General features: G+C 69.4%; 19 protein-coding genes and 1 tRNA gene. 5 read left to right on the forward strand and 15 right to left on the reverse strand.

The genetic code is table 11. The annotated features are described in order from the left end of the window. Genes ABUW04_RS32130 through ABUW04_RS32160 form a run of 7 tightly spaced genes read right to left on the reverse strand, consistent with a single transcriptional unit; the run spans position 1 to position 8,511 of the window. Positions 1–831, reverse strand: a complete 831-nt coding sequence (locus tag ABUW04_RS32130) for a hypothetical protein (protein ID WP_380568012.1) — start codon at positions 829–831, stop codon at positions 1–3. Then, positions 828–2,639, reverse strand: coding sequence for a type IV secretory system conjugative DNA transfer family protein (locus tag ABUW04_RS32135; protein WP_380568013.1), 1,812 nt, complete (start codon positions 2,637–2,639; stop codon positions 828–830). The genes ABUW04_RS32130 and ABUW04_RS32135 overlap by 4 nt, the downstream gene beginning before the upstream one ends. Then, positions 2,639–4,138, reverse strand: coding sequence for a VirB4 family type IV secretion system protein (locus ABUW04_RS32140; protein ID WP_380568014.1), 1,500 nt, complete (start codon positions 4,136–4,138; stop codon positions 2,639–2,641). Before ABUW04_RS32140 ends, ABUW04_RS32135 begins: the two co-directional genes overlap by 1 nt. Positions 4,139–4,140: 2 nt before the next feature. Further along, complete coding sequence (locus ABUW04_RS32145; protein WP_380568015.1) at positions 4,141–5,691, reverse strand: SCO6880 family protein; 1,551 nt, start codon at positions 5,689–5,691, stop codon at positions 4,141–4,143. Next, positions 5,688–7,388: a conjugal transfer protein TrbL family protein gene (locus tag ABUW04_RS32150; protein WP_380568016.1), complete on the reverse strand. Its 1,701-nt coding sequence runs from the start codon at positions 7,386–7,388 to the stop codon at positions 5,688–5,690. Before ABUW04_RS32150 ends, ABUW04_RS32145 begins: the two co-directional genes overlap by 4 nt. Positions 7,389–7,423: 35 nt before the next feature. Further along, positions 7,424–8,179, reverse strand: a complete 756-nt coding sequence (locus ABUW04_RS32155) for a hypothetical protein (RefSeq protein WP_380568017.1) — start codon at positions 8,177–8,179, stop codon at positions 7,424–7,426. Between the two features lie 17 nt (positions 8,180–8,196). Beyond that, entirely contained in the window at positions 8,197–8,511 is a 315-nt protein-coding gene (locus ABUW04_RS32160) for a hypothetical protein (protein ID WP_370155383.1), read from the reverse strand. Positions 8,512–8,752: 241 nt separating this feature from the next. On the opposite strand from ABUW04_RS32160, the gene ABUW04_RS32165 reads away from it, so the two are divergent. Next, positions 8,753–9,286 (forward strand): hypothetical protein, encoded by a 534-nt coding sequence (locus ABUW04_RS32165; RefSeq protein WP_380568018.1) that lies wholly within the window; start codon positions 8,753–8,755, stop codon positions 9,284–9,286. Between the two features lie 357 nt (positions 9,287–9,643). After that, positions 9,644–10,675, forward strand: coding sequence for an NlpC/P60 family protein (locus ABUW04_RS32170; RefSeq protein ID WP_380568019.1), 1,032 nt, complete (start codon positions 9,644–9,646; stop codon positions 10,673–10,675). 37 nt (positions 10,676–10,712) lie between these two features. On the opposite strand, the gene ABUW04_RS32175 is transcribed toward ABUW04_RS32170, so the two are convergent. Further along, positions 10,713–10,985, reverse strand: a complete 273-nt coding sequence (locus tag ABUW04_RS32175) for a DUF6087 family protein (protein WP_380568020.1) — start codon at positions 10,983–10,985, stop codon at positions 10,713–10,715. Positions 10,986–11,070: 85 nt separating this feature from the next. Between ABUW04_RS32175 and ABUW04_RS32180 the strand changes: the two genes are divergently transcribed. Next, positions 11,071–11,313 (forward strand): hypothetical protein, encoded by a 243-nt coding sequence (locus tag ABUW04_RS32180; RefSeq protein ID WP_380568021.1) that lies wholly within the window; start codon positions 11,071–11,073, stop codon positions 11,311–11,313. Positions 11,314–11,404: 91 nt separating this feature from the next. On the opposite strand, the gene ABUW04_RS32185 is transcribed toward ABUW04_RS32180, so the two are convergent. Both ABUW04_RS32185 and ABUW04_RS32190 read right to left on the reverse strand, forming a co-directional pair. After that, positions 11,405–11,665 (reverse strand): hypothetical protein, encoded by a 261-nt coding sequence (locus ABUW04_RS32185; protein ID WP_380568022.1) that lies wholly within the window; start codon positions 11,663–11,665, stop codon positions 11,405–11,407. A gap of 342 nt (positions 11,666–12,007) precedes the next feature. Next, positions 12,008–12,205, reverse strand: a complete 198-nt coding sequence (locus ABUW04_RS32190; RefSeq protein ID WP_380568023.1) for a helix-turn-helix transcriptional regulator — start codon at positions 12,203–12,205, stop codon at positions 12,008–12,010. 290 nt (positions 12,206–12,495) lie between these two features. Here ABUW04_RS32190 and ABUW04_RS32195 point away from each other — a divergent pair, with 290 nt between their 5' ends. Together ABUW04_RS32195 and ABUW04_RS32200 are read left to right on the forward strand one after the other, a co-directional pair. Next, complete coding sequence (locus ABUW04_RS32195; RefSeq protein WP_380568024.1) at positions 12,496–13,140, forward strand: helix-turn-helix domain-containing protein; 645 nt, start codon at positions 12,496–12,498, stop codon at positions 13,138–13,140. 182 nt (positions 13,141–13,322) lie between these two features. Next, positions 13,323–14,573 (forward strand): tyrosine-type recombinase/integrase, encoded by a 1,251-nt coding sequence (locus ABUW04_RS32200; protein ID WP_380568025.1) that lies wholly within the window; start codon positions 13,323–13,325, stop codon positions 14,571–14,573. A 114-nt stretch (positions 14,574–14,687) separates the two neighbouring features. On the opposite strand, the gene ABUW04_RS32205 is transcribed toward ABUW04_RS32200, so the two are convergent. From ABUW04_RS32205 to ABUW04_RS32225, 5 genes are all read right to left on the reverse strand, one after another. After that, positions 14,688–14,761: transfer RNA gene (locus ABUW04_RS32205), tRNA-Thr, on the reverse strand. 97 nt (positions 14,762–14,858) lie between these two features. Then, the gene (gene leuE, locus ABUW04_RS32210; RefSeq protein WP_380568026.1) at positions 14,859–15,515 is read right to left on the reverse strand and encodes a leucine efflux protein LeuE; all 657 of its coding nucleotides are present in this window, start codon (positions 15,513–15,515) and stop codon (positions 14,859–14,861) included. 84 nt (positions 15,516–15,599) lie between these two features. Next, positions 15,600–17,234, reverse strand: coding sequence for an alpha/beta hydrolase (locus ABUW04_RS32215; protein ID WP_380568027.1), 1,635 nt, complete (start codon positions 17,232–17,234; stop codon positions 15,600–15,602). Between the two features lie 50 nt (positions 17,235–17,284). Next, positions 17,285–18,364 (reverse strand): hypothetical protein, encoded by a 1,080-nt coding sequence (locus ABUW04_RS32220; RefSeq protein WP_380568029.1) that lies wholly within the window; start codon positions 18,362–18,364, stop codon positions 17,285–17,287. A gap of 166 nt (positions 18,365–18,530) precedes the next feature. Continuing rightward, positions 18,531–19,763, reverse strand: a complete 1,233-nt coding sequence (locus ABUW04_RS32225) for a DNA polymerase III subunit delta' (RefSeq protein ID WP_030253947.1) — start codon at positions 19,761–19,763, stop codon at positions 18,531–18,533. Positions 19,764–19,795: the final 32 nt, after the last annotated feature.

Consider the following 19,795-nt stretch of genomic DNA (forward strand, 5'->3'; position numbering starts at 1 on the left):
TCAGTTCCTTGCGTCACGATCATGGTCTGCTCGGGCGTCCCCGAACAGCCCCTTGGCTGCCCGGCGGCGTTGAGTTGCTGCGGTCGCTGCCTCCATTGCCGCTGCGGAAGCGTCCAGCTTCTCCGCGAAGGCGGCGTCCGTCACCAGAACCCAGGTGTCCTCTCCCGCGTCCAGCCACCAGGCCCCCTCGTGCCGGACGTACTCGGGGATGGCGGGGCTGAGCACGCTGGCCGCCCCGGAGGCGAGTGCTGCCCGCATCGCTTCGGCGGGCATCGTGCCGGGTGCCCCTGCCAGTGCAGCGTTCTCGGTGGGCAGCATCTCCTTCGGGATGCCGAGAGCCGGGTCGGCTCCGTTCCACCTCTTCTGGAGCTCCTGGTCGTCCGCTGCCTTGGCGTACTCCTTGCGGTGCCCGGTACGGCAGTTGGACGCGTAGTAGCTGGCGGCGTTGGCCGTGACCACCCGCAGTTCGGTGTGCCAGTACCTCGCTGCCTGCCCGGCGGGCAGCTCGGAGCCGTATATCTCGAAGCGCCACACCATCAGGGCCCACAGCTCCTCGATCATGCCGGGGTGTTCCGCCCAGCATTCGGGGAGGCGGGACTCGACGGAGAGCTCGTAGCGGTCGTAGAGCCAGGTCACCCAATTGCAGAGCTTGGCCCAGTTGGCGGCGCGCTCACTGGGGCTCATGTCGTGCCACTCGACCAGGCCGCCGGCTGCGATCTTGCCGCGACCGGCAGACGACTGGGTGCGGGTGCGGGTGCGGGGCAGCTTGGGGCGGCGGACTCGGGGGTGCCCCTTGATCCGGCCGATGGGCTGGTAGTCGGTATCGGTCATGCTGCGGCCTCCTCAGCTGCCGCCTGCTGGCGATAGGCCCTGGCCCACTCGACGGACTTGGTGAAGTCGGCAGCGTCCTTGCCTTCGTAGTGGCGCTGCATGACGACCTTCGTCGCCGGGGTCGTGGCGTGGATGATCAGCGCTTCGCGCCGCTCCTCGTTGAGAGTGCGGATCTCGTCGGCTGTGACCGTCTTCCGGTCCTGGAGCGTGGTCTGCATAGTCGTGCCGTGGCTACCGGACTGGTAGGTCGTCAGCGCCTCGCGGTAGATACCGGCGAGCTGGCTGAAATCCTCTAGCTCCTTGCCGGCGAGACCGCCAAGGGCGATCTTCACGGTCGAAGCTCCCCAGATCATGTCCGCGCCCTCCTGGCCCCAGCGCTTGCGGAGCTGGGCCATGTTCTGGGCGATGGCGGTGATGAAGATGCCGGAGCCGCCCGCGAAGGAGAGCAGTTCAGGGAGATGCGGAAGCGGCGACACGTTCGCCACCTCATCGAGGATCATGCCGAGCGGCGGGTCGAGACGACCGCCGGGTGAGCGGTCGGCCAGCCGCTTCGCAGTCTCGGTGAACTCGTCGATGAAGGCGGTGATCAGCGGCGCCAGCGAGCGCGACTCCTGCTCCCCCACGAGAAGGTAGAGGGTGCCGTTGTCCTTGAGGAACGTCTCGATATCCAGTCCCTGGCCGGCGGCCGGGGCGAAGGTGGCGCGGGCCATCGGTGCGAACAGCGGCGTCAGCGCCGTCTGCACCGTGGCAAAGAGGTTCGCCCTGGTGTCGCCGGGGTTCCGGTAGAGGCTGTCCATCATGGCGGCAACCCCGTGCTCGGCCCGGTCCGAGTTGGCCAGCAGCTTGATGGGTTCCTCAATGCTGGGGTTGAAGCCCCAGGTCAGGACGTCGTCCATCGTGCGGCCGGTGAGGGCCGCCGCGTGCAGCCAGCCAGCCAGGAGGCTGGTGGCGGTCGCGCCGAAGAAGCCCGCTCCGCTGCTATCGGAGGTCTCGGACTTCCCGATCTGCACCATGAGGTCGGCCCGCTGCATGGCCTTGCCGAAGTCCTCGCAACCGGAGGTCGGGGACCACTGGGCGATGTCCGGCCAGTCCACCATTCCCGTGGGCACCATGACCGCTACCGGACCGGCAGCCCGGCGGCTCAGAGCGGTGGCGTCCAGGACGTCGCCGCGGAGGCTGGTGACGAGCGCCGGCCCCGTCCAGGCGTGCAGCCAGGGGATGATGATCTGGCTGGTCTTGCCCTGGCGCGGTGCCGCGAGCACCAGGACGCTGCTCTCCACAATTGCCCACAGGGCCAGGCCGGCCAACGTCCGCCCCAGGCTCACCGCGACGTCGGTGACCTTCATCTTTGTGCCGCGGAGGGAGGGCCGCACGGTCGGGCCTCGCCGCACGACGGCCTTCGCGGAGAGCGTTCGGGCCAGCTGGTTGTGCGAGGCGAAGCCGCGCACCGACCTGCTCCGGCGGCTGTTCCTGATCACCCAGGCTGCGGCCGTCGCCATCAGCGTCAGCACAAGGACCGCGGAGACGGCGAAGCCGACCTGTCCGGGCAGGTCACCCCGTGCTGCGACCGGCCACGCCTGCTTGGGTTCGGCCAGGTGCTGCGGCAGCTGCCGCGCGATGGCGAAGGCCGAGCCGAAGCTGACCGGTGGCCAAGCCGCGTGGGTCAGCAGCCCGGCGAGCTGGCCGGTGGCCCACGTACCCATCGTCACGGCGACCACCACGACGACCAGGACCACAATGAGGTAGTCCGCCGGGCCGTCCAGGATCGGTCGCCGTGCGACCGTGCTGTTGCTGGTGGAGGCTGCCATCAGACGGCCATGCGCTCGTTGGTGTAGTACAGCTGACGCTCCAGCGGGCTGAGCACCGTCTGCACGACGTGGCTGGAGGTCCGGCCGATCTTCCAGATGGCGCGGCCGATCTGCTCGCCACTCCAGGAGGCGATGTGCGCGCACTCGGTGTCGGTCAGTCCGATGGCGTCGCGGGTCATGGCCAGGGGGGCGGTGTCCTGGCGCAGGCAGATCCGGACGTCGCAGCTGGCGATGAGGTTCTTGGCGATGCTGACCTCTTCGCTGCCCTGCGCGCCGACGGCCTCGAAGTCGGCGAGACGGTGGGTGCTGAGGACCTGGATCGTCCCCTGAGCGCGGGAGAGTCGGAGGTCCGAGTCCAGCTTGCGGATCATCGCCGGGACGCGCATCGCCCGCCAGAGCTCGTCGCGGACGACCAGGCGGACCGGGCCACCGGGCTCGTCGATGGCTGCCTGGCCCCAGCTACTGACGCAGGCCAGGGTCATCGCCACGGTTTCGTCACCGCGGCCGTCGATGCGGCTGAGGTCCACCGTCTGGATCGGCGCGTTGAAGTCGGGGCGGACGGTGGTGGGCCGGTCGAACAGGCCGCTCAGGCTGCCGCGGACCATGTTGCCCAGGGCGTCTGCTGCTGGCCGGATCATCTCGCGCAGTTCGCTCACGTTGGCGTCGCGGACGCGCAGCTCCTCCGCCATTTCCGGCAGCGGGTCGCGCAGCAGCGCCCACACGTCGGGGATGGTGGGGTCCACCAGCTCGCTGTTTCCCACCGCCTGGCCGGAGGCGTGCTGGATGGCGAGGCTGAGCGCGGCCTCCTCGGTGGGGGTGAGGTCCCGCCCCAGGCGCATGACCAGCAGCGACGAGAGCAGGGTGATGCGGCGGCGGTGGATTTCGTCCAGGCGCTCGCGCAGCTCCTCCTTGTCCGTGGGCAGGTTGGCACCGAGGGGGCCGGCATCCAGCGGGTTCAAACGGGCGCGGAGGCCGGGGCCGAGTTCCACCGGGGAGACACCGAAGGCCCGTGCCAGCGGGGCGTACTCGTTCTTGATGTCGCCGAGGACGAAGGTGCGGACGCCGTACGCGGCCAGGCGCGTGGACAGCGCCTTGAGGGTCGCGGACTTGCCCGCGCCGGGGACTCCGGTCACGAGGATGTTGGGGTTGGTGATCAGTCCACGGTGCAGCCACTCGATCGGATGGCAGGAGAACGCGCCGCCGGCCAGGCAGTCAACACCCATGTAGACGCCCACCGGCGGAATCGACGCACCGTACAGCCAGGGGTAGAGCCCCTGGACCTGGCCGGTGCTGCCGCGGAACACCGGAACGGCGGGCATGACCGGGGCACGGCCTCCGTAGGGGCGAGCCCATCCGCGCCGCGGCGCGACCGGCTGCCGCCGTTCCTTGGCCCGCTTCGTGGTATCCGGTGCGGCAGTTGGCGCTGCGGGGGTGCCGAGGACCTGGCCGAGGTCGAAGGCAGGGAGGTCTGCGGCCTTCTTGCGGGTGAGGATGCTCATGGTCACCACCGCTTCTTCGGCAGGCCCATGCCGACCGGCAGGGCACCGCAGGCGAAGCCGACGTCCTGGGCGAACCACAGGCGCTGGAGTTCGATGCGGGCGCCGGAGGCGTCGGCCTCAAGCGCCGAGCAGGCGTCTTCGAGGTCGGCCGGGTCGGTGACGGTGACGGTGACGTAGGCGCTGAACCGCACCAGCCCGTGGCCGGCTGCCCGTTCGGCGTCCTGTGCCTCGGCGCGGTGCAGCGCCGCCTTTTCGTGCTCGGGAACGATCTGGCCGCTCTTGTGGCGCATGCTGACGGCCACGTGCCGAGCCGTGCGTTCCCGCATGACCTCGCGCTCGGCGGCGCGGGGCGTCAGGGGTTCGACGTGGAGCGAGAACGCGCGGCGGTGCTCGCCCTCCCCGAGCAGCGGAGCCAGTGCCGTCGAGTAGACCTTGTTCCGGGGCCACTCGGCGACCCAGTAGGTCACTGACTGCGCGCCGTCGTGGGAGTAGTAGGCGCGTGCGCTCTCAGCGGCGACCGGACCTGCGACACCGACGGAGACTCCGGGCTCAGCGGTCGGCTCCAGTCCGCGGACCGCCGCCGCGTTGGCCTTGGCCCGGCGTTCGGCGAGCATCCGCGCGCTGTGCGGGTCGAAGGCGGTACGCAGTACCTCGGCCAGGTCGCGGGGGGCGAGCCAGCCCTCCACCTGGAGGTCGGCGGAGCCGATCGAGGTGGTCAGCGCCCGCAGGTGGCGGACGAGGACGGCGGCGGCGCCAACGGTGCCGCCGCCTGCGTTCTTGATCGGGCCGGCTGCGCGGGCGGAGTCCATCGTGAACACGAGGTACGCCTCGCGCTGGGAGGTGGCCAGGGTGGCGGTGCCCAGCAGTGACGAGGTGATCTCGACTGCTGCGGCCGGGGCGGTGTCGGCGAGGTGGTCCTCGTGCCAACGGTGCAGCGCGGCCCCGGACTCGGGCACCAGCCGCTGGAGGGCCTGGACGCGGATGATCGGACTGCCCTCGGAGCACAGGCCGGAGAGCAGCTGCCCCCAGCCGGCCACGCGCTGGTCGCGGCGGCTGGAGTCCACCAAGCCGATGCCGGGGAAGCGGATGCGGGCAACCGCGCTGAACGTGCGGTCGGCCCGGTTGTGGATCACGGCCATGGTCTGGCCGTTGCCGGTGTCGGCTTCGAGGATGGTGAGCGGGGCGAGGATGCCCGGCAGGTCCATGCTCGGGCTGGCGTCGCCCCCGGCCTTGGTGGCGGGGTTGAACGGGCCGGAGAGGAAACGATTCTGCTGCCGGTTGCGGAGCAAGCTGAAACTCACGTAGGCGACCGCCCATTCATCTACGGTGCGTCCGGCGATCCGGACGTAGGCCAGAGCGACCAGGAGGAGGGAGAGGGGCCAGGTCACGAGCCCGGCTTGAAGTCGAGATGCCGCGAGTGGCCAGATGGCGAGGAGGACGCCGCCGCCGAGCATGGCCGCCCGCTGGGCGGACATGCCGAACATGAACGCCACCTTCTCCTGCTGCCAGCCGAAGTACGTGCGCGAGGTCGATGTGCTCTGAGTGTCGCTCACTTCGTTCCTCCTCCCTTGGGTGAGTTGGTGTCGGGTCCGCTGGGCCTCGGGCCAGGTGGCGGCGCGGTGCTGCTGGAACTGGGGCCAGCCGGGGGTGCTCCGGGCGCGGGCGGCGGTGTCGCCGGGGAGGCCGCGGGCGGTGCCCCGGCTGGTGCCGACCCTCCCGGGGTGGAGCCCGGGTTAGCGGCTGGTGCAGGAGGCTGTGCCTCCTGCGCTTCGGCGGGGCTGGGGCCGGACGTCGATTCCACGTCGGAGGGGACGACCGGCATCTCGATGGTGGGCGGGTCGGACGGTGCCGCCGACTCGCTCCCCGTGGCGTCTGGTTGCGGCGTCCCGGTGACCGGCAGTTCCGGAGTGCCCTCGGTGCGGGCCTGATGGTTCTCCTGGCCAGGTGCCTCTGCGGGCGGCTGGGGCGGTGTTCCGCCTGTCGGTCCCTGTGTGGCGGAACCGTCACCGCCACCGCTGGTACTGGGCAGGGGTGCCTGGTTGCCGTACCGGGAGACGTAGCCTGCCGGCTGGGCTCCGGGGGCGGCCTGCATTCCGGCGTGGCCGGCCATCTTGTCCATGCCGCCTGCAAGCGAGTTGACCGCTTGCTGGGCCAGACGGACGCCTGCCGCGGCGATCAGTCCGGCGGGGCCGGCTGCGGCAGCAGCACCGGTTGCCCCGGAAGCAGCACCAACTGCCTGCCCACCACCCGATACCGCCCCGGCGACCTGGCCGCCGCCCTTGCTGGCGAAGCTGCTCATGGTGCGGTCCGCGGCGGAGGAGCCGAACTCCTCCGGGGAAACGCCGGAGGGGCCGCCAGCGCCTTGGGCGCTGAGGCGGCCTCCCGCGAAGCCGAGCAGGGCACCGAGGCCCGCCCCGCCGCCAGCCTGGATGTTGGCGAAGGAGAAGAACCGGGCAATGGAGGGCCAGGCGAGTGCGGCGAGCAGCAGCACGAGCATCCCGGCGAGGGTGGTCTCCAGGTCCTGGGAGTCGCCTGCGAGGTTGAAGCCGAGCGCGAAGACCAGGGCCACGATGGGCTTGAGGATGATCAGCTGCACCGTGGAGGTGACCAGCTTGGACCACCACCCCTTGGTGCCTTCGGAGATCATGCCTGCGGCCGAGATCGGCGAGGTGGCGATCAGCACGGCGATGGCGGCGTTGCGGAGCAGCATCTCGAACCAGAGCACGACGGTCAGCAGGATGCCGAGGATGCCGAAGATCAGGAGCAGGCTGCCGCTGGTCTGGGGGTCCCAGGCGACGAGCTTTGCGATCTTGTCGCTGAATGCCTGTGTTCCGCCGAGGCTGTTGTCCACGATCCACTTCGTGAGCTCGTCGCTGGCTAGCAGGCAGGTGGAGGCGATGGACAGGGTGAGCATGAAGGCGAGCGCGGCCTTGCCGACTCCGACGATGCCGGTCGCCAGGGCGGAGCCGTCGTGCGTGACGGCGGTGCGGATCACCTGGCCGAGCAGCAGGAGGACCGCGACGAAGCTGGCCAGGCCCAGCGAGATGGCGTAGACGTTGCGCAGTCCGGTGGAGGTGAGGTCCACGTTCGGGATCGCCACGAACGCCTTGGCGAAGCTGGTCAGCACGGAGGTTGCGGCGTCCGCGAAGCTCTTGCAGATGCTGTCCCAGGCGCTGGAGACGATGCTGTCCACGCCGTCGCCGACGATCGGGCCGGCGACGCAGCTGATGGGGTCGGTGATGCAGGACATCTCTCATACCCCCGCGGTGGTGGTTCGGTGGTTCATCAGTGCTTGAGCTCCTGCCAGCCCTTCGCCGAGGCATCCGGGGAGTCCGGCTGGGCGGTCAGGTTGCTGTAGTTCGTGTTGTCGCTCGGGGCGAGGACGTGCCAGTCACCGGCGGACCAGTGCATGTCGAGGGGGTAGACCCCCATGCGCGTGGAGATGCCCTGGCCCGGCGAGCTCGTGGTGTAGGTCGCCAGGAGCAGCACCGTGGCGTCATCCGGGGTTGCGGATCGGACCTGATACTCAACGGGGGCCAGCACAACGGAGGCGCTGGCCGGGACCTGCCCGCTGGTGGGGAGGCCGAGCTGCTTGCGGGTGGCGGTCGGCCCCTGCGCCAGCTGCTGCGGGGCGTCGGACCAGGATGCGTCGGCGATCAGGCGGCCCACCGCGGCGGCCCGGTCGGGGTCGAGAGTGGAGCCAATCTGGCGCATGTACTCGACGCCGGCCGAAACCGCGCCCACGGTGGAGTGCGGGTAGCCCAGCCTGACTCCGTTGACCAGCTCGGTCCCCTGCACCAGTTGCAGGGCGCCGGTGAGGGCGGCCGATGCGCTGGGCGACGGAGTCAGCGTCGGGCTCTGCGACGTCGATGCGCCGGGGAGCGGGATCGCCGCCGGCGGGGTGTAGGTCTTCGGGGCGCGGGGGCCGAGCTGGGACTCGACCGCGACGCCCACCGCTACGGCGGCCAGGAGCGCAACGACGGCCGCCAGCAGACGCGGGAAGATCCGTCGCCGCTTGGGCGCAAGGAACGGGTTAGCCACGGTGGAGTCCCTGCTGGTTACGCCGAAGCGCCGAAGACGGTGTTGATCATGGGGATGGCGCACGCGGTGACGATGACGCCGCCGAGCGACCAGATCAGCGCCCTCTTGCCCTTGTCGGCCGAGTCGGGCCGGTTGCTGAGGTGACCTATGCCCATGAGGCCACCGGAGACCACGGCCGCCACGGCACAGGCGATCAGGCTGCCCCACTTCGCGTAGCTGAGCAGGAGGTTGGTGCCCTTGCTCCCGTTGGTCGGGTCGGCCGGGGCCGGGTTGCTGACCGCTCCGGCCAGCAGAGTGTGCGCAGCGTGCGCGACGTGCAGAGGAAGAGACATGTGGGCTCCAAAGGCAGCGGATCGGTAGAACCGCCCCGGATCGGCCCACGCCGGTCCGGTCGGCCACCCCCGCGCCGTGATCTTGCTGACAGGAAAGCCCGTTCGTCCCACAGTGCGCCCGACTGGCGTGTTCACTCTGGCTAATGAGCTGTGGGCAAACAATAGTCAGAAATAAAGATGTGCCGTCAACTGGAATTCATGTGATCGAGGTCACATCTATACAAAGCGTAGTCCATGGCGGGTGGCCATCACTGTGCGCAACGATGTCCCGATGGCGATCGAGGGGAGAAGAACGCCGACCATGACCACAGAGGACCAGGAAGACTTGCGCGAAGACGGCAGCGAGCACGGATTTCTTGCCGCGAAGCTCAACCATCTGTTCAGCAACGTGCACCCGAAGGACCAGAAGCCGTACACCAACCCCGAGGCAGCGAAGCGTATGAACGACCGCGCCGGCCGCTCGGTCATCTCGCCCACCTACCTCTGGCAACTGAGGACCGGGAAGCGCACGGACCCGACCTTGAGCCGGATCACGGCCATTGCCGCCCTGTTCAACGTGCGCCTGGACTTCTTCAACGAGGCCAGGCATGAGGCACCCTCACGCGCCGAACTGCACTTGGCCCAGGCGCTCCAGAAGCCCTCGATACGCGAGCTTGCCCGCCAGGCCGACGGCCTCTCGCCCGCCAGCAGCGCCGCCCTGCTCGACTTGGCGCGGTCCCTTCGCAGGATCGAAGGTCTCTATGGCGAGGAGGACGAGCCGGAGCAGTCCGCGTAGAGTCCCGCTTGCCCACTATGTCCGTTTGACTGGTTTTGTCGAGGAATACGTAGAGCCCCCCACCTGGGGGGCTCGTCTGTTTTCAGATCGTTATCGCTCCGCTCCGCCGCCCGCTATCACTGGCCTCCGGCCACGCAGCACCCCTATCACCAGTGGTGCAATCCGGACATTGCGCAGTATTTCAATCTCCCGCTGCTGAACACCAGCGCATGGAAGTCCATATTTCGAGAAACTTCAGTTGACTTCTCTGTTCGCATCCTGCCTATCTTTACTGCCCCACGCCTTAGCTGTGGTGAATCAGGCTGCGCCACTCCGCCGAGGCGGTGGTCGTGCGTGGCCTGGCTGTGAAGGGGGCTCATGAACAAGGCTGCGCTCGGCATCGGGGCTGGGATCGCAACGCCGATCGTGTTGGTGATGACGATCGCGCTCGCCGCGGGTGGGGCGACAGCGGTGACTCCTGACGCCGTGGCCGGCACGAGCAACTGCTCGACACCGGTCACTGTGGGATCGCCTGCGGCCGGCGGCGTCAGCCTGACCAGCGAACAGGTCAGCAACGCCCAGATCATCTACCAGGTCTCCGCCGACCTGAATCTTCCCCAGCAGGCCGCGGTGATCGCCATCGCCACTGCCATGCAAGAGAGCAGCCTCGTCAATCTGCCGAGCGGCGACCTCGACTCCATCGGACTCTTCCAGCAGCGGCCCAGCCAGGGGTGGGGGTCGCCATCGCAGCTGATGGACCCGGTGTACGCGAGCAAGGCGTTCTACAGCCGCCTCGTCCAGGTCTCGAACTGGCAGAACCTGCCTGTGGGCCAGGCTGCTCAGGACGTGCAGCAGTCTGCCTATCCCGACGCCTACGCCAAGTGGGAGTCCCTGGCGCGCCAGCTGGTCGCCACAGCCAGCGGCGGAGCCACGAACTGTTCCGGGGGCGACGGTGACGGCAACGGCGGAGCGATCACCAATCCCGTCAGGCTCCCCGAAGGGTTCACCCTGCCGACCGGCACTCCCGTCGCCGTGGTGACGGCCATCAAGTTCGCCGTCTCGAAGCTGGGCCTGCCGTACCAGTGGGGCGGCACAGGAGACCCGAGCTACGACTGCTCCGGCCTGATGATGATGGCCTACCAGGCCGCAGGCGTCACGATCACCCGGACCACCTACACACAGGTCAATGACGGCACCCCGGTCTACAACGCCTCCGACCTCAAGCCGGGCGACCTGATCTTCACCGCCGGCAGCGACGGCACGGTGACGAACCCCGGTCACGTCGGCATGTTTTTGGGGGATGATCTTGTGATTGACGCCCCCCGGACTGGCAAGGACATCGAGATCACCAAGTTCGATGACGGCTACTGGAACAAGGAGGCCGTGGCCTTCCGCCGCATCGTACAGTGACGAGAACTGCGGGTGGGCTGATGCCGCGGGGCCGAACTCACACGCCCTTCGACACCCACTTGTGGGCTTCCGCCAGGCTGATCGCGACTCCGCCCGGTTGGTAGGCGAAGCCGTCCCATTCAAGCAGCAGCCTGGCTTCGTCGGGACGTACGTGGCCGGCGCCGCCGTTGATCGGGTGGTGGATTCGCCGTCCAGCAAGCGGGGGTCGGCGGCGGCGGATATAGGGGTAGAGCAGCGCCTCATCGGCCGGGTCAACGTCGTCCGGCAGTTCTGGCTCGTGGCGCGGGTCCGGCCGGGAGTGCTTGCCCATGCCCGCCAGAGTAGCGGCGGCGTGCCGCCCCCCGCGGCGCTCTGCCCGGCGTGCGGAGGCGCGGAGTGGGGGTGAAGCTGATGCTGTGGACGAGCAAGGAACCCAAGACGCCCCGACCAACCCGCCGGTGGTTGTTCACCCTGTGCAGCCGCACCCTATGTTCGGCGACCGCAGCGCGCGCCGAGTCGAGGTGCGGCATGAGTTGGTGGGGTACGCGTTTCAACGCGGCGATGTAGAGGAGTTCCTGCGGCGTGCCGGCTTGGATGACCCAGACGTGGCCGATCCCGACCTGGTTCGCTGGATGGGCGGCGGCATCGAGGTCTGGTGACCACGAGGGGCCCCGCGAGCATCACCTGCTCCCCACTGCGCCACCTCAGCACAGCAGGCCGCCAACCCCTCAAGGGGTTGGCGGCCTGCTTCTACTCAAGTGGGGTCGGTGGTGCGCCGTCCAAGAAGTCCTTGACTGCCGATCGGCTGATCGTCCCCTGGTCCGTGCTCACCCACTGCGGGGAACGCCGGCCGGAGCCGAGCCAGTGCACGAGTACGCGGCCGGGGGCCACGTCGAGGATCTTGCCGCGGGCGTAGAGGCCGGACTTCTCCCTCCACGTGGCGTTCCAGATGTGCCCAACCCAGGCGCGGGGCGGTTCCTTGGCGTAGCGGTCAATCGGGTTGATGTTCACGGAGTTCCTGCTCTCGGGAAGTGCGGGCGGTCTGTCTGCTCTGTGCTGGCACCGAGCGGCGGCCCACGGGGCGGCAGTCGGCTACTCCGCTGACAGATCCGGCTCTCCGCCCAGCTCCGCTTCATCGCCCCACCTCTGCCGCACTGCGGATTCCGAGCGACGCCCACACCCGGACGTCAGCGGGCCGGTACCTCCTACTGCACCCGACCCTCACGAAGCGCGGCCCCCAGCCCATGACCCCCAGTTCGCGCAGGTCGTGAGGGGATATGCCGAGCGCGTCAGCCGCCTGGGACGTGGTCCACCAGGTGTGCCGGGGAAGCGCCTCCGCAGCGCGCCTGCGCTTCACCTTGCGGCCCCGGTCGCACCCGAGCGGTCTTCAACCCAGCTGACAACATCCGCCGGGTTGTACCTGCGGTACTTCCCGATCCGCGCGCTCCGCGGGCCGCAGCCCTTCCAGTTGAGCTGGTACAGCGTGGACGCCGAGATGCCGAGGTATGCGGCGGTCTCCTTGTGACTCCACAGTCGATCACTGTCGATCATGCGCACTCATCTTTCGCCTATGTCGTTTCGACAGATTTTCCTGTCGCTTCGACTCATGGCTAGAGACTGACTTGCCGTGCGCACTTCTGTCAAGAAGACATTTATTTCTGTCGATTCGACAGACAAGAACCCTGGATGACAGCAGGGTCGCAGCAAAGACGGCAACTCAGGCCCGGTGTCACTGCCTGTCGATTAGACATAGGAGATTGCTCGTCGTTTCTTTCGTCTGTCGATTGCACAGACAGCGCCGCTTGCGTACTGTGGTCGATACGACAGACAAGGAGGTTCGCGTGACCACCGGAGCAGATCCAGCCGGACTGTCGGTCAGCGACGCCGTTGCGCGGCGAATCAAGGAGGCCCGCGGGCGGCGCGGCTGGACGGCGAAACAACTGGCCGAACAGTGCGCGGCCCGAGGACTTCCTCGCCTGACTCACTCAGTGCTCAACAACATCGAGTCGGGCCGCCACAACGCAGCCGGCGAACGCAAGCGCGACGTCACGGTTGATGAACTAGTGGGCCTCGCCATGGTTCTGGACGTCGCACCGCTCCACCTGCTGGCTCTCCCAGAAGGTGCCGACAAGGACACCGCAGTCAGGCTCTTGCCCGACGTTGCGGTATCCGACAATCAAGCACTCGTCCTCTGGATGCGGGGTGAGAAGGCGCTTCCAGCGAACGACGCACGCCTCTACTACTCCTCAACCATGGAACGCCTACCGGCGGTTGACTCTCAGCGCACAACTGCCGACTTCGCTCGCTCAGTGCTCCAAGACCGAGCCAAGGAGATTGTCCAGGGCTTCAACGAGCAGACCGCTCAACTCGCGGCGAGTGCCGCCGCGAGGATGCAGTCGCTGATCACCGAGGCGGAACAAGCACTGGGCGAGGGAGCAAGCCCCGAAGAAGTGATGGCCCTCCTCAAGCAGGCCAGCGAGAGCTAGCCTCTCCCGGCCACTCCTAGGGCAGGCGCGCCCCTGCCCCTGCGCGGCTTACGAATTCGCCGCCGCGCCATCTTGGCGATCCCGCACGCTCGCGTCGCCCAAGGTCACTTACGCCATCCGAGCGGGCGTGCCCTAATTGCCATCCTGTCATGCCCACGTAACATCAACGAACTGGTGCAGCCATGTCCCGAGTGTGGATAGAAGACCGAATCAACCAGGCCGACTACAAGCAGGCCGTGAAGCGTGCCAAGTCCAGCGGCAGAACCCCCCCGGGCCGCTTCCGGGTCCGCTGGTATGACCTCTCCGGAGACCCCCGGTCGCTCACGTACCTCAAGAAGATCGACGCCGAGCACAAGCGTGCAGAGCTCCAGACCAAACTGAGTGACGGGAGCTACAGCGACCCCGCCGCAGGGCGCACGAAGCTGGCGGAGGTTGCCGAGTCCTGGTTCGCGTCCAAGGTCGACATCAAAGTCACCACACGCAACCGATACCGGGAACTGCTCGACCTCTACATCCTGCCGCGATGGGGTACTACTGCCGTAGCCCGCGTGCGGTACGAGGACATCGTGACTTGGATGGGCGACCTGCTGACCGACACGGTGAAGAGCGGGCGTCCCATGTCCCCCGCCAGCCTGCGCAAGATCCACATCGTGCTTCGCGCGGTCCTGACGTTCGCCATCAGAAGCAAAAAGATCACAACCAACCCAGCCGTCGGAGTTCCCCTCCCTCGCCTTGTCGCGCCCGAGCATGTGTACCTCAACCACATGCAGGTCGAAGACCTCGCCGACGCCTGTGGGGACTACCGCACCTTCGTCCTGTTCCTCGCGTACACAGGGGTTCGCTGGGGCGAGGCAACCGCGATCCGCATTGGCAGAGTCGATCTCAAGGCACGGCGGGTTCGGATCGCCGAAGCCTGGTCTATGGACAGGACTACGCCGATTATCGGCACACCAAAGACCCACGAACGGCGCTCGGTGCCAGTCCCGCCCTTCCTCGCCAAGGATCTCGCCGCACTGATGGAGGGCCGCGGCCCTGAGGACTTCCTGTTCACCGCGGAGAAGGGTGGCATCCTCATTAACCGGAACTTCGTCCGGCGCATCTTCGCCCCGGGCCTGGCCACTGCTGGCCTGAGCGAACTCGGTGTGACACCTCACGTGCTGCGGCACACTGCCGCTTCCCTCGCCATCGCCAGCGGCGCCGATGTGAAGGTCGTGCAGACGATGCTCGGGCACAAGTCGGCGACCCTCACCTTGGACACGTACGGTCACCTCTGGCCGGACCGGCTAGACGAGGTCTCCGGCCGTCTCGACCTCGAACGAACCAAGGCCCTTGCCAAGGCACGGAAGAAGGCGGAGAAGGCGGTTCGTAAGGCCCAAGAGCTGGCAGCAGAGCTCGCCGCCCTGGAGGCCGGCGGGGGTGCTCTCGCGGCCTGATGTGTACTGAATGTGTACTGGAGGTCCTGACGGTGCGTCATACAGGCACTCGCCGTATCTCCCTCTCATGACAAAGGCCCAGGTCAGACGGTGTCTGACCTGGGCCTTCGAGTGAGCCGCCTTCGGGATTCGAACCCGAGACCTACGCATTACGAGTGCGTTGCTCTGGCCAACTGAGCTAAGGCGGCGATGTCGGCGGTCTGTGACCGGCAACGGGGGTTAGTCTACACAGTCCGCAGGGGTGATCCTTACGGGGTTTTCGGGTGCTGCGGGTGGTGGGGCGGGTCAGCTGGTGGAGGCGGTGGCCAGCTTGGCAGCGAAGCCTATGAAGAGGGCGGCGACGCCGGTGGTGAGCGCAGCGGAGAGGCGGCGACGGCGGCGGAAGGCGTTGGCCAGGGCGGTGCCGGCGAGTATCAGCGTGGTGAGGTAGAGCACGCTGCAGAGCTGGAGGGTCGCGCCCAGGATCGTGAACGAGAGCGCGGGCCGGCCGTAGCCGGGGTCGACGAACTGCACGAAGAAGGACAGCAGGAAGAGGATCGCCTTGGGGTTGAGCAGGCTGATCACCAGGGCCCGGCGGAACGGGCGCTCGCGCTCGTCCACGGGGGCGGCGGGCTCCTGGACGTCGGGGTCGGCCCTGCGTTCGCGCCACATCTGGCGGGCCGCCTTGAGCATGCCGTAGCCGATGTAGACCAGGTAGGCGGCGCCGACCAGCTTCACCGCGTCGAAGACGATCGGGGTGGCCTTGAGCAGCGAGGCGGCGCCGAGCGAGGTGAGCACGATCAGGGTGGTGTCGCCGAGGAACACCCCGCAGGCCGAGCGGAAGCCGGTGCGGACGCCGCGGCGGGCGGCCACCGAGAGCACGTACATCGAGTTGGGCCCGGGGAGCAGGACGATCAGCAGGGCGCCGACCGCGTAGGTGCTGTAGTGGACAACTCCGAACATGCCTGCCGCCTCATCCTTTCATCGCACCACCGCCTGGTGCGATGAAAGGATTGTGGCATTGATTGGGTCCTTACTTGTACCCGTTTAGTTGCACATGGTCCCCTTCGCCGGGGTGCGGCCGGTCAGCAGGTAGGTGTTGACGTCGGTGTCCACGCACGAGCTGCCGCGCTCGTAGGCGGTGTGGCCGTCGCCGTTGAAGGAGAGCAGCGTTCCCGAGTCGAGCTGGGCCGCCAGCGCCTGGGCCCAGGCGTAGGGGGTGGCCGGGTCGCGGGTGGTGCCGACGACCAGGATCGGTGCGGCGCCCTTGGCCGGGATGGTGTGCGGCTCGCCGGTGGGCTTGACCGGCCAGGAGGCGCAGGACAGGCCGGACCAGGCCAGCGTCGTGCCGAAGTGCGGCGAGGCCTTGCGGTAGGTCGGGAGCTGCTGCTCCACCTCCTGCGGCGTGGTCGCCGCCGGGGCCAGGTCCAGGCAGTTGACCGCGGCGTTGGCGGCCATCAGGTTCTGGTACTGGCCCGAGGCGGACCGCTCGTAGTACTCGTCGGACAGCGCCAGCAGACCGCTGCCGTTGCCGGCGACGGCCTGGTTGAGCGCCGCGCGCAGGGTCGGCCACTCGCCCTGGTCGTACATGGCGGAGATCACACCGGTGGTGCCCAGCGCCTCGTCCAGGGGCCGGGACGGGGAGTCGGTGCTGAGCGGGTGCTTGTCCCAGGCTGCGAACAGGGCGTCCAGCCTGGTCCCGGCCTGCTGGGTGGTCGAGCCGAGCGGGCAGCTGCTCTGCTTGACGCAGTCGGCCGCGAAGGCGTTGAACGCCGTCTCGAAGCCGCCGGCCTGCTGGCTGTCCAGCTGCAGCGCGTCCAGCGAGGGGTTCATGGCGCCGTCCAGCACCAGGTGGCCCACCCGGGAGGGGAACAGCCCGGCGTAGGTGGCGCCGAGGAAGGTCCCGTAGGACTTGCCCAGGTAGTTCAGCTTGGCGTCGCCGAGCAGGGCGCGCAGGACGTCCATGTCCTTCGCCGCCTCCACCGTGCTGACGTGGCCGAGCAGGGCGCCGGAGCGCTGCTCGCAGCCCTGGGCGAAGGTCTTGTCGGCCGCCAGCAGGGCGTTGATCTCGGCCGATGAGTCGGGGGTGGTGTCGGTGGCCGCGAAGGTGTCCATCTGCTGGTTCGTCAGACAGGTCACCGGGGTGCTCCGGTTGACCCCGCGCGGGTCCATCCCGACGATGTCGTAGGCGTTCCGGATCACCGACGGGAAGCTGGTCGCCGCGTACTCGGCGTAGTCGATCGCGGAGCCGCCGGGGCCACCGGGGTTGACCAGCAGCGATCCCAGGTGCTGGGAGCCCTGGCCGGACGATGTGCGGCGGACCACCGCCAGCGAGATGTCGTCGGAGCCCGACCCCGGGTTCGCGTAGTCCAGCGGGACCTTCATGGTGGTGCACTGGAAGCCCGCGTCGCAGCCGGCGCTGGTCCAGGTCAGCTTCTGGCTGTAGTAGCGCTGCAGGTCGGCCGGGATCGCGGCCGGCAGCGGCTCCAGCACCGGCGCCGCGGCCGTGGAGGCCCCGGCCGACGCGGAGGCCGAAGCCGTGGAAGCGGCGGCGGACGACGCCGCGTCCGAGCCGGAACCGGTGCTGCGGGGAGGAGCAGGTGCGGGCGAACTGCACCCGGCCACCACGACCAGGCTCGCGGACAGCACCGTCGCTGTGGCGAACCGCCGTACTACGTTCATCCGGACCTCAACTCTCTCTGCACGCAGAGGGTACCGTTCGACGCTGACAGTCACTGCCCGGTCGCCCGCACGGATGGTGCAGCGGACGCCGGCCCGGTCGGCTGCGCAGACCCCTGCGCGGCCAGAAGCTCCGTCAGATAACCGGCGGCCTGGCGGACGAGGCGGAAGCGCTCCCGGTCCGGGCTGAAGTCCTGGGCGGTCGCGGCGGTCCGCAGGTCGGTGCGCGGACGGGCGGCGAGGGCGGTGCGCAGCCGCGCCGTCGACTGCTGTCCGGCCGTGTCCGCGGCGGTGTCGGCGACCAACAGATGGGCGGTCCCGGGTGCCGCGGCGTTCGCCCCGCGCAGCGGGAGCAGTGCCTCGTAGCGTCCCGAGAGTCCGGCCGCGGCGGTGAAGAGCGGCGGGTGCGCCAACTCCTCGGCCACCGCGCAGGGTGCGCCCGCGCCCAGCCCCAGCAGGGCCCAGCCCTGGGCGTCCTTGCGTACGTGGAAGCGGGCGGCCATGGCCCGGCGCAGCGCATCGGCCGGCAGTTGGGCGGTGGGGTCACAGCCCGCCAGCGGCACCACGGCGACGAAGGGATTGGCCCGGCTCAGCTCGGCGGAACTCTGCAGACCGTCGAAGACCGACCCGAGCTGGGCGGCGTCGGCCCGCACCACCAGCACCTGGAGCGGCGTGGCGCGCCCCTGGTACTGCTTCGGCAGCCACACCCGGTACCGGCCGGGGACTCCGGGGAGCGCCCCCTCCAGCAGTTGGCCGCCGGAGGGGTGACCAACCGTCAGCAGCCCGATCGAGGACGGGGACAAGGATGGGGACGGGGCGGCCGCAGCAGGACCGGTGTGCCTGGCGGCAGGTGTCCGGGCCGGCCCCTGCGGACGGGCCGAGGTCGCCGCGGCCCGGAGCGGGCGGGCAGCCACCGGCCCAGAGCCGGTGCCGGGGTGCGGCGACAGCCCCACCGCGACACCACCCGCGCAGACGCAGCCGACCGCCGCCACCGCTGCCGCACCCCGCAGCGCCGTGCCCCGGTAACAGGGCGTCAACTCGTACACCAGTCCGGCCCGCTGCTCGCGCCAGGCGGCCAGGGCGCTTCCGCCCGCCCATACCGCGGCCACCACTCCGAACAGCGCGAGTCCCACCCACCACAAGATCATCCAGAGGCCATCCCCCGCCTCCTCCGGCAACCCTCACCGGGGGCACCAAGTGTCACCCGAAGGAAGCAGCGCGCGGCCGTTCGCCGACTGCGCCCCCTGGACCGCGCCCACGGACCCGGACCCCGGCCCGCGCGCCATCAGGGCCGGGCAGCTACCCCGCTCGCAGCGCGACGGCCATGGCCTCGACCGCCAGCAGCGGGGCGACATTGCGCTCCAGCGCCGTACGGCAGGCCAGTACGGCCTCGATCCTGCGCAGCGTCCCCTCCGGGCGCGACTCCCCGGCGACCCGCTCCACGGCCGCACGCATCTCCTCGTTGGAGAGCTCGCCCGCGGCGCCGAACTGCACCGCCAGCACATCGCGGTAGAAGGAGGAGAGGTCGATCAGTGCGCGGTCCAGGCTGTCCCGCTGGGTGCGGGTGGCCCGGCGCTTCTGCCGGTCCTCCAGCTCCTTCATCGCCCCCGCTGTACCGCGCGGCATCCTGCCGCCGACCCCGGCCGCGGCGCCCAGCGCGGCCCGCAGGTCCTCGGTCTCCTTGGCGTCGACCTCCTCGGCGACCTGCTTGGCGTCCGCGGCCGCCGCGTCGACCAGGCTCTGCGCACCGGCCAGGCAGGCGCCGAGGTCGGCCACGCGCAGCGGCAGCTTCAGCACCTCGGCCCGGCGCTCGCGCGCCCCCGCGTCCAGCGCCAGCCGGCGGGCCCGTCCGATGTGGCCCTGGGCGGCGCGGGCGGCGAAGGCCGCCATCTCCGGCTCGATGCCGTCCCTGCGCACCAGGACGTCGGCCACCGCCGCCACCGGCGGGGTGCGCAGCACCAGCAGCCGGCAGCGGGAGCGGATCGTCGGCAGCGCGTCCTCCACCGAGGGGGCGCAGAGCAGCCACACGGTCCGCTGGGCCGGCTCCTCGATGGCCTTGAGCAGGACGTTGGCAGCGCCCTCGGTGAGCCGGTCGGAGTCCTCCAGGATGATCACCTGCCAGCGTCCGCCGGCCGGGGACATCGACGCGCTGCGGACCAGCTCCCTGGTCTCCTTCACCCCGATGCTGAGCACATCGGTGCGCACCGACTCCACATCGGCATGGCTGCCGATCAGCGCGGTGTGGCAGCCCTCGCAGAAGCCGCAGCCGGGTACCCCGCCGAGTTCCAGGTCCGGCGAGGTGCACTGGAGCGCGGCGGCGAAGGCCCGGGCGGCGGTGGCCATGCCGGAGCCTGGTGGACCGGTGAACAGCCAGGCGTGCGTCATTCCGGTGGTGCCGGCCGCGGCGGGAGCGGCCTGCTCCTCCGCGCCGCTGCTCCGGCCGCCCTCCAGGACCGCCCGCGCCGACCTGGCGGCGGCGACCAGCTGCTCCACCACCTGTTCCTGGCCGACCAGGTCGTCCCACACGCTCACGATGTCTCCGGTCCGGTCGTGCCCCTACTGCT

Origin of the sequence: Streptacidiphilus jeojiensis (assembly GCF_042510965.1) — a bacterium.
Lineage (GTDB): Bacteria > Actinomycetota > Actinomycetes > Streptomycetales > Streptomycetaceae > Streptacidiphilus > Streptacidiphilus jeojiensis.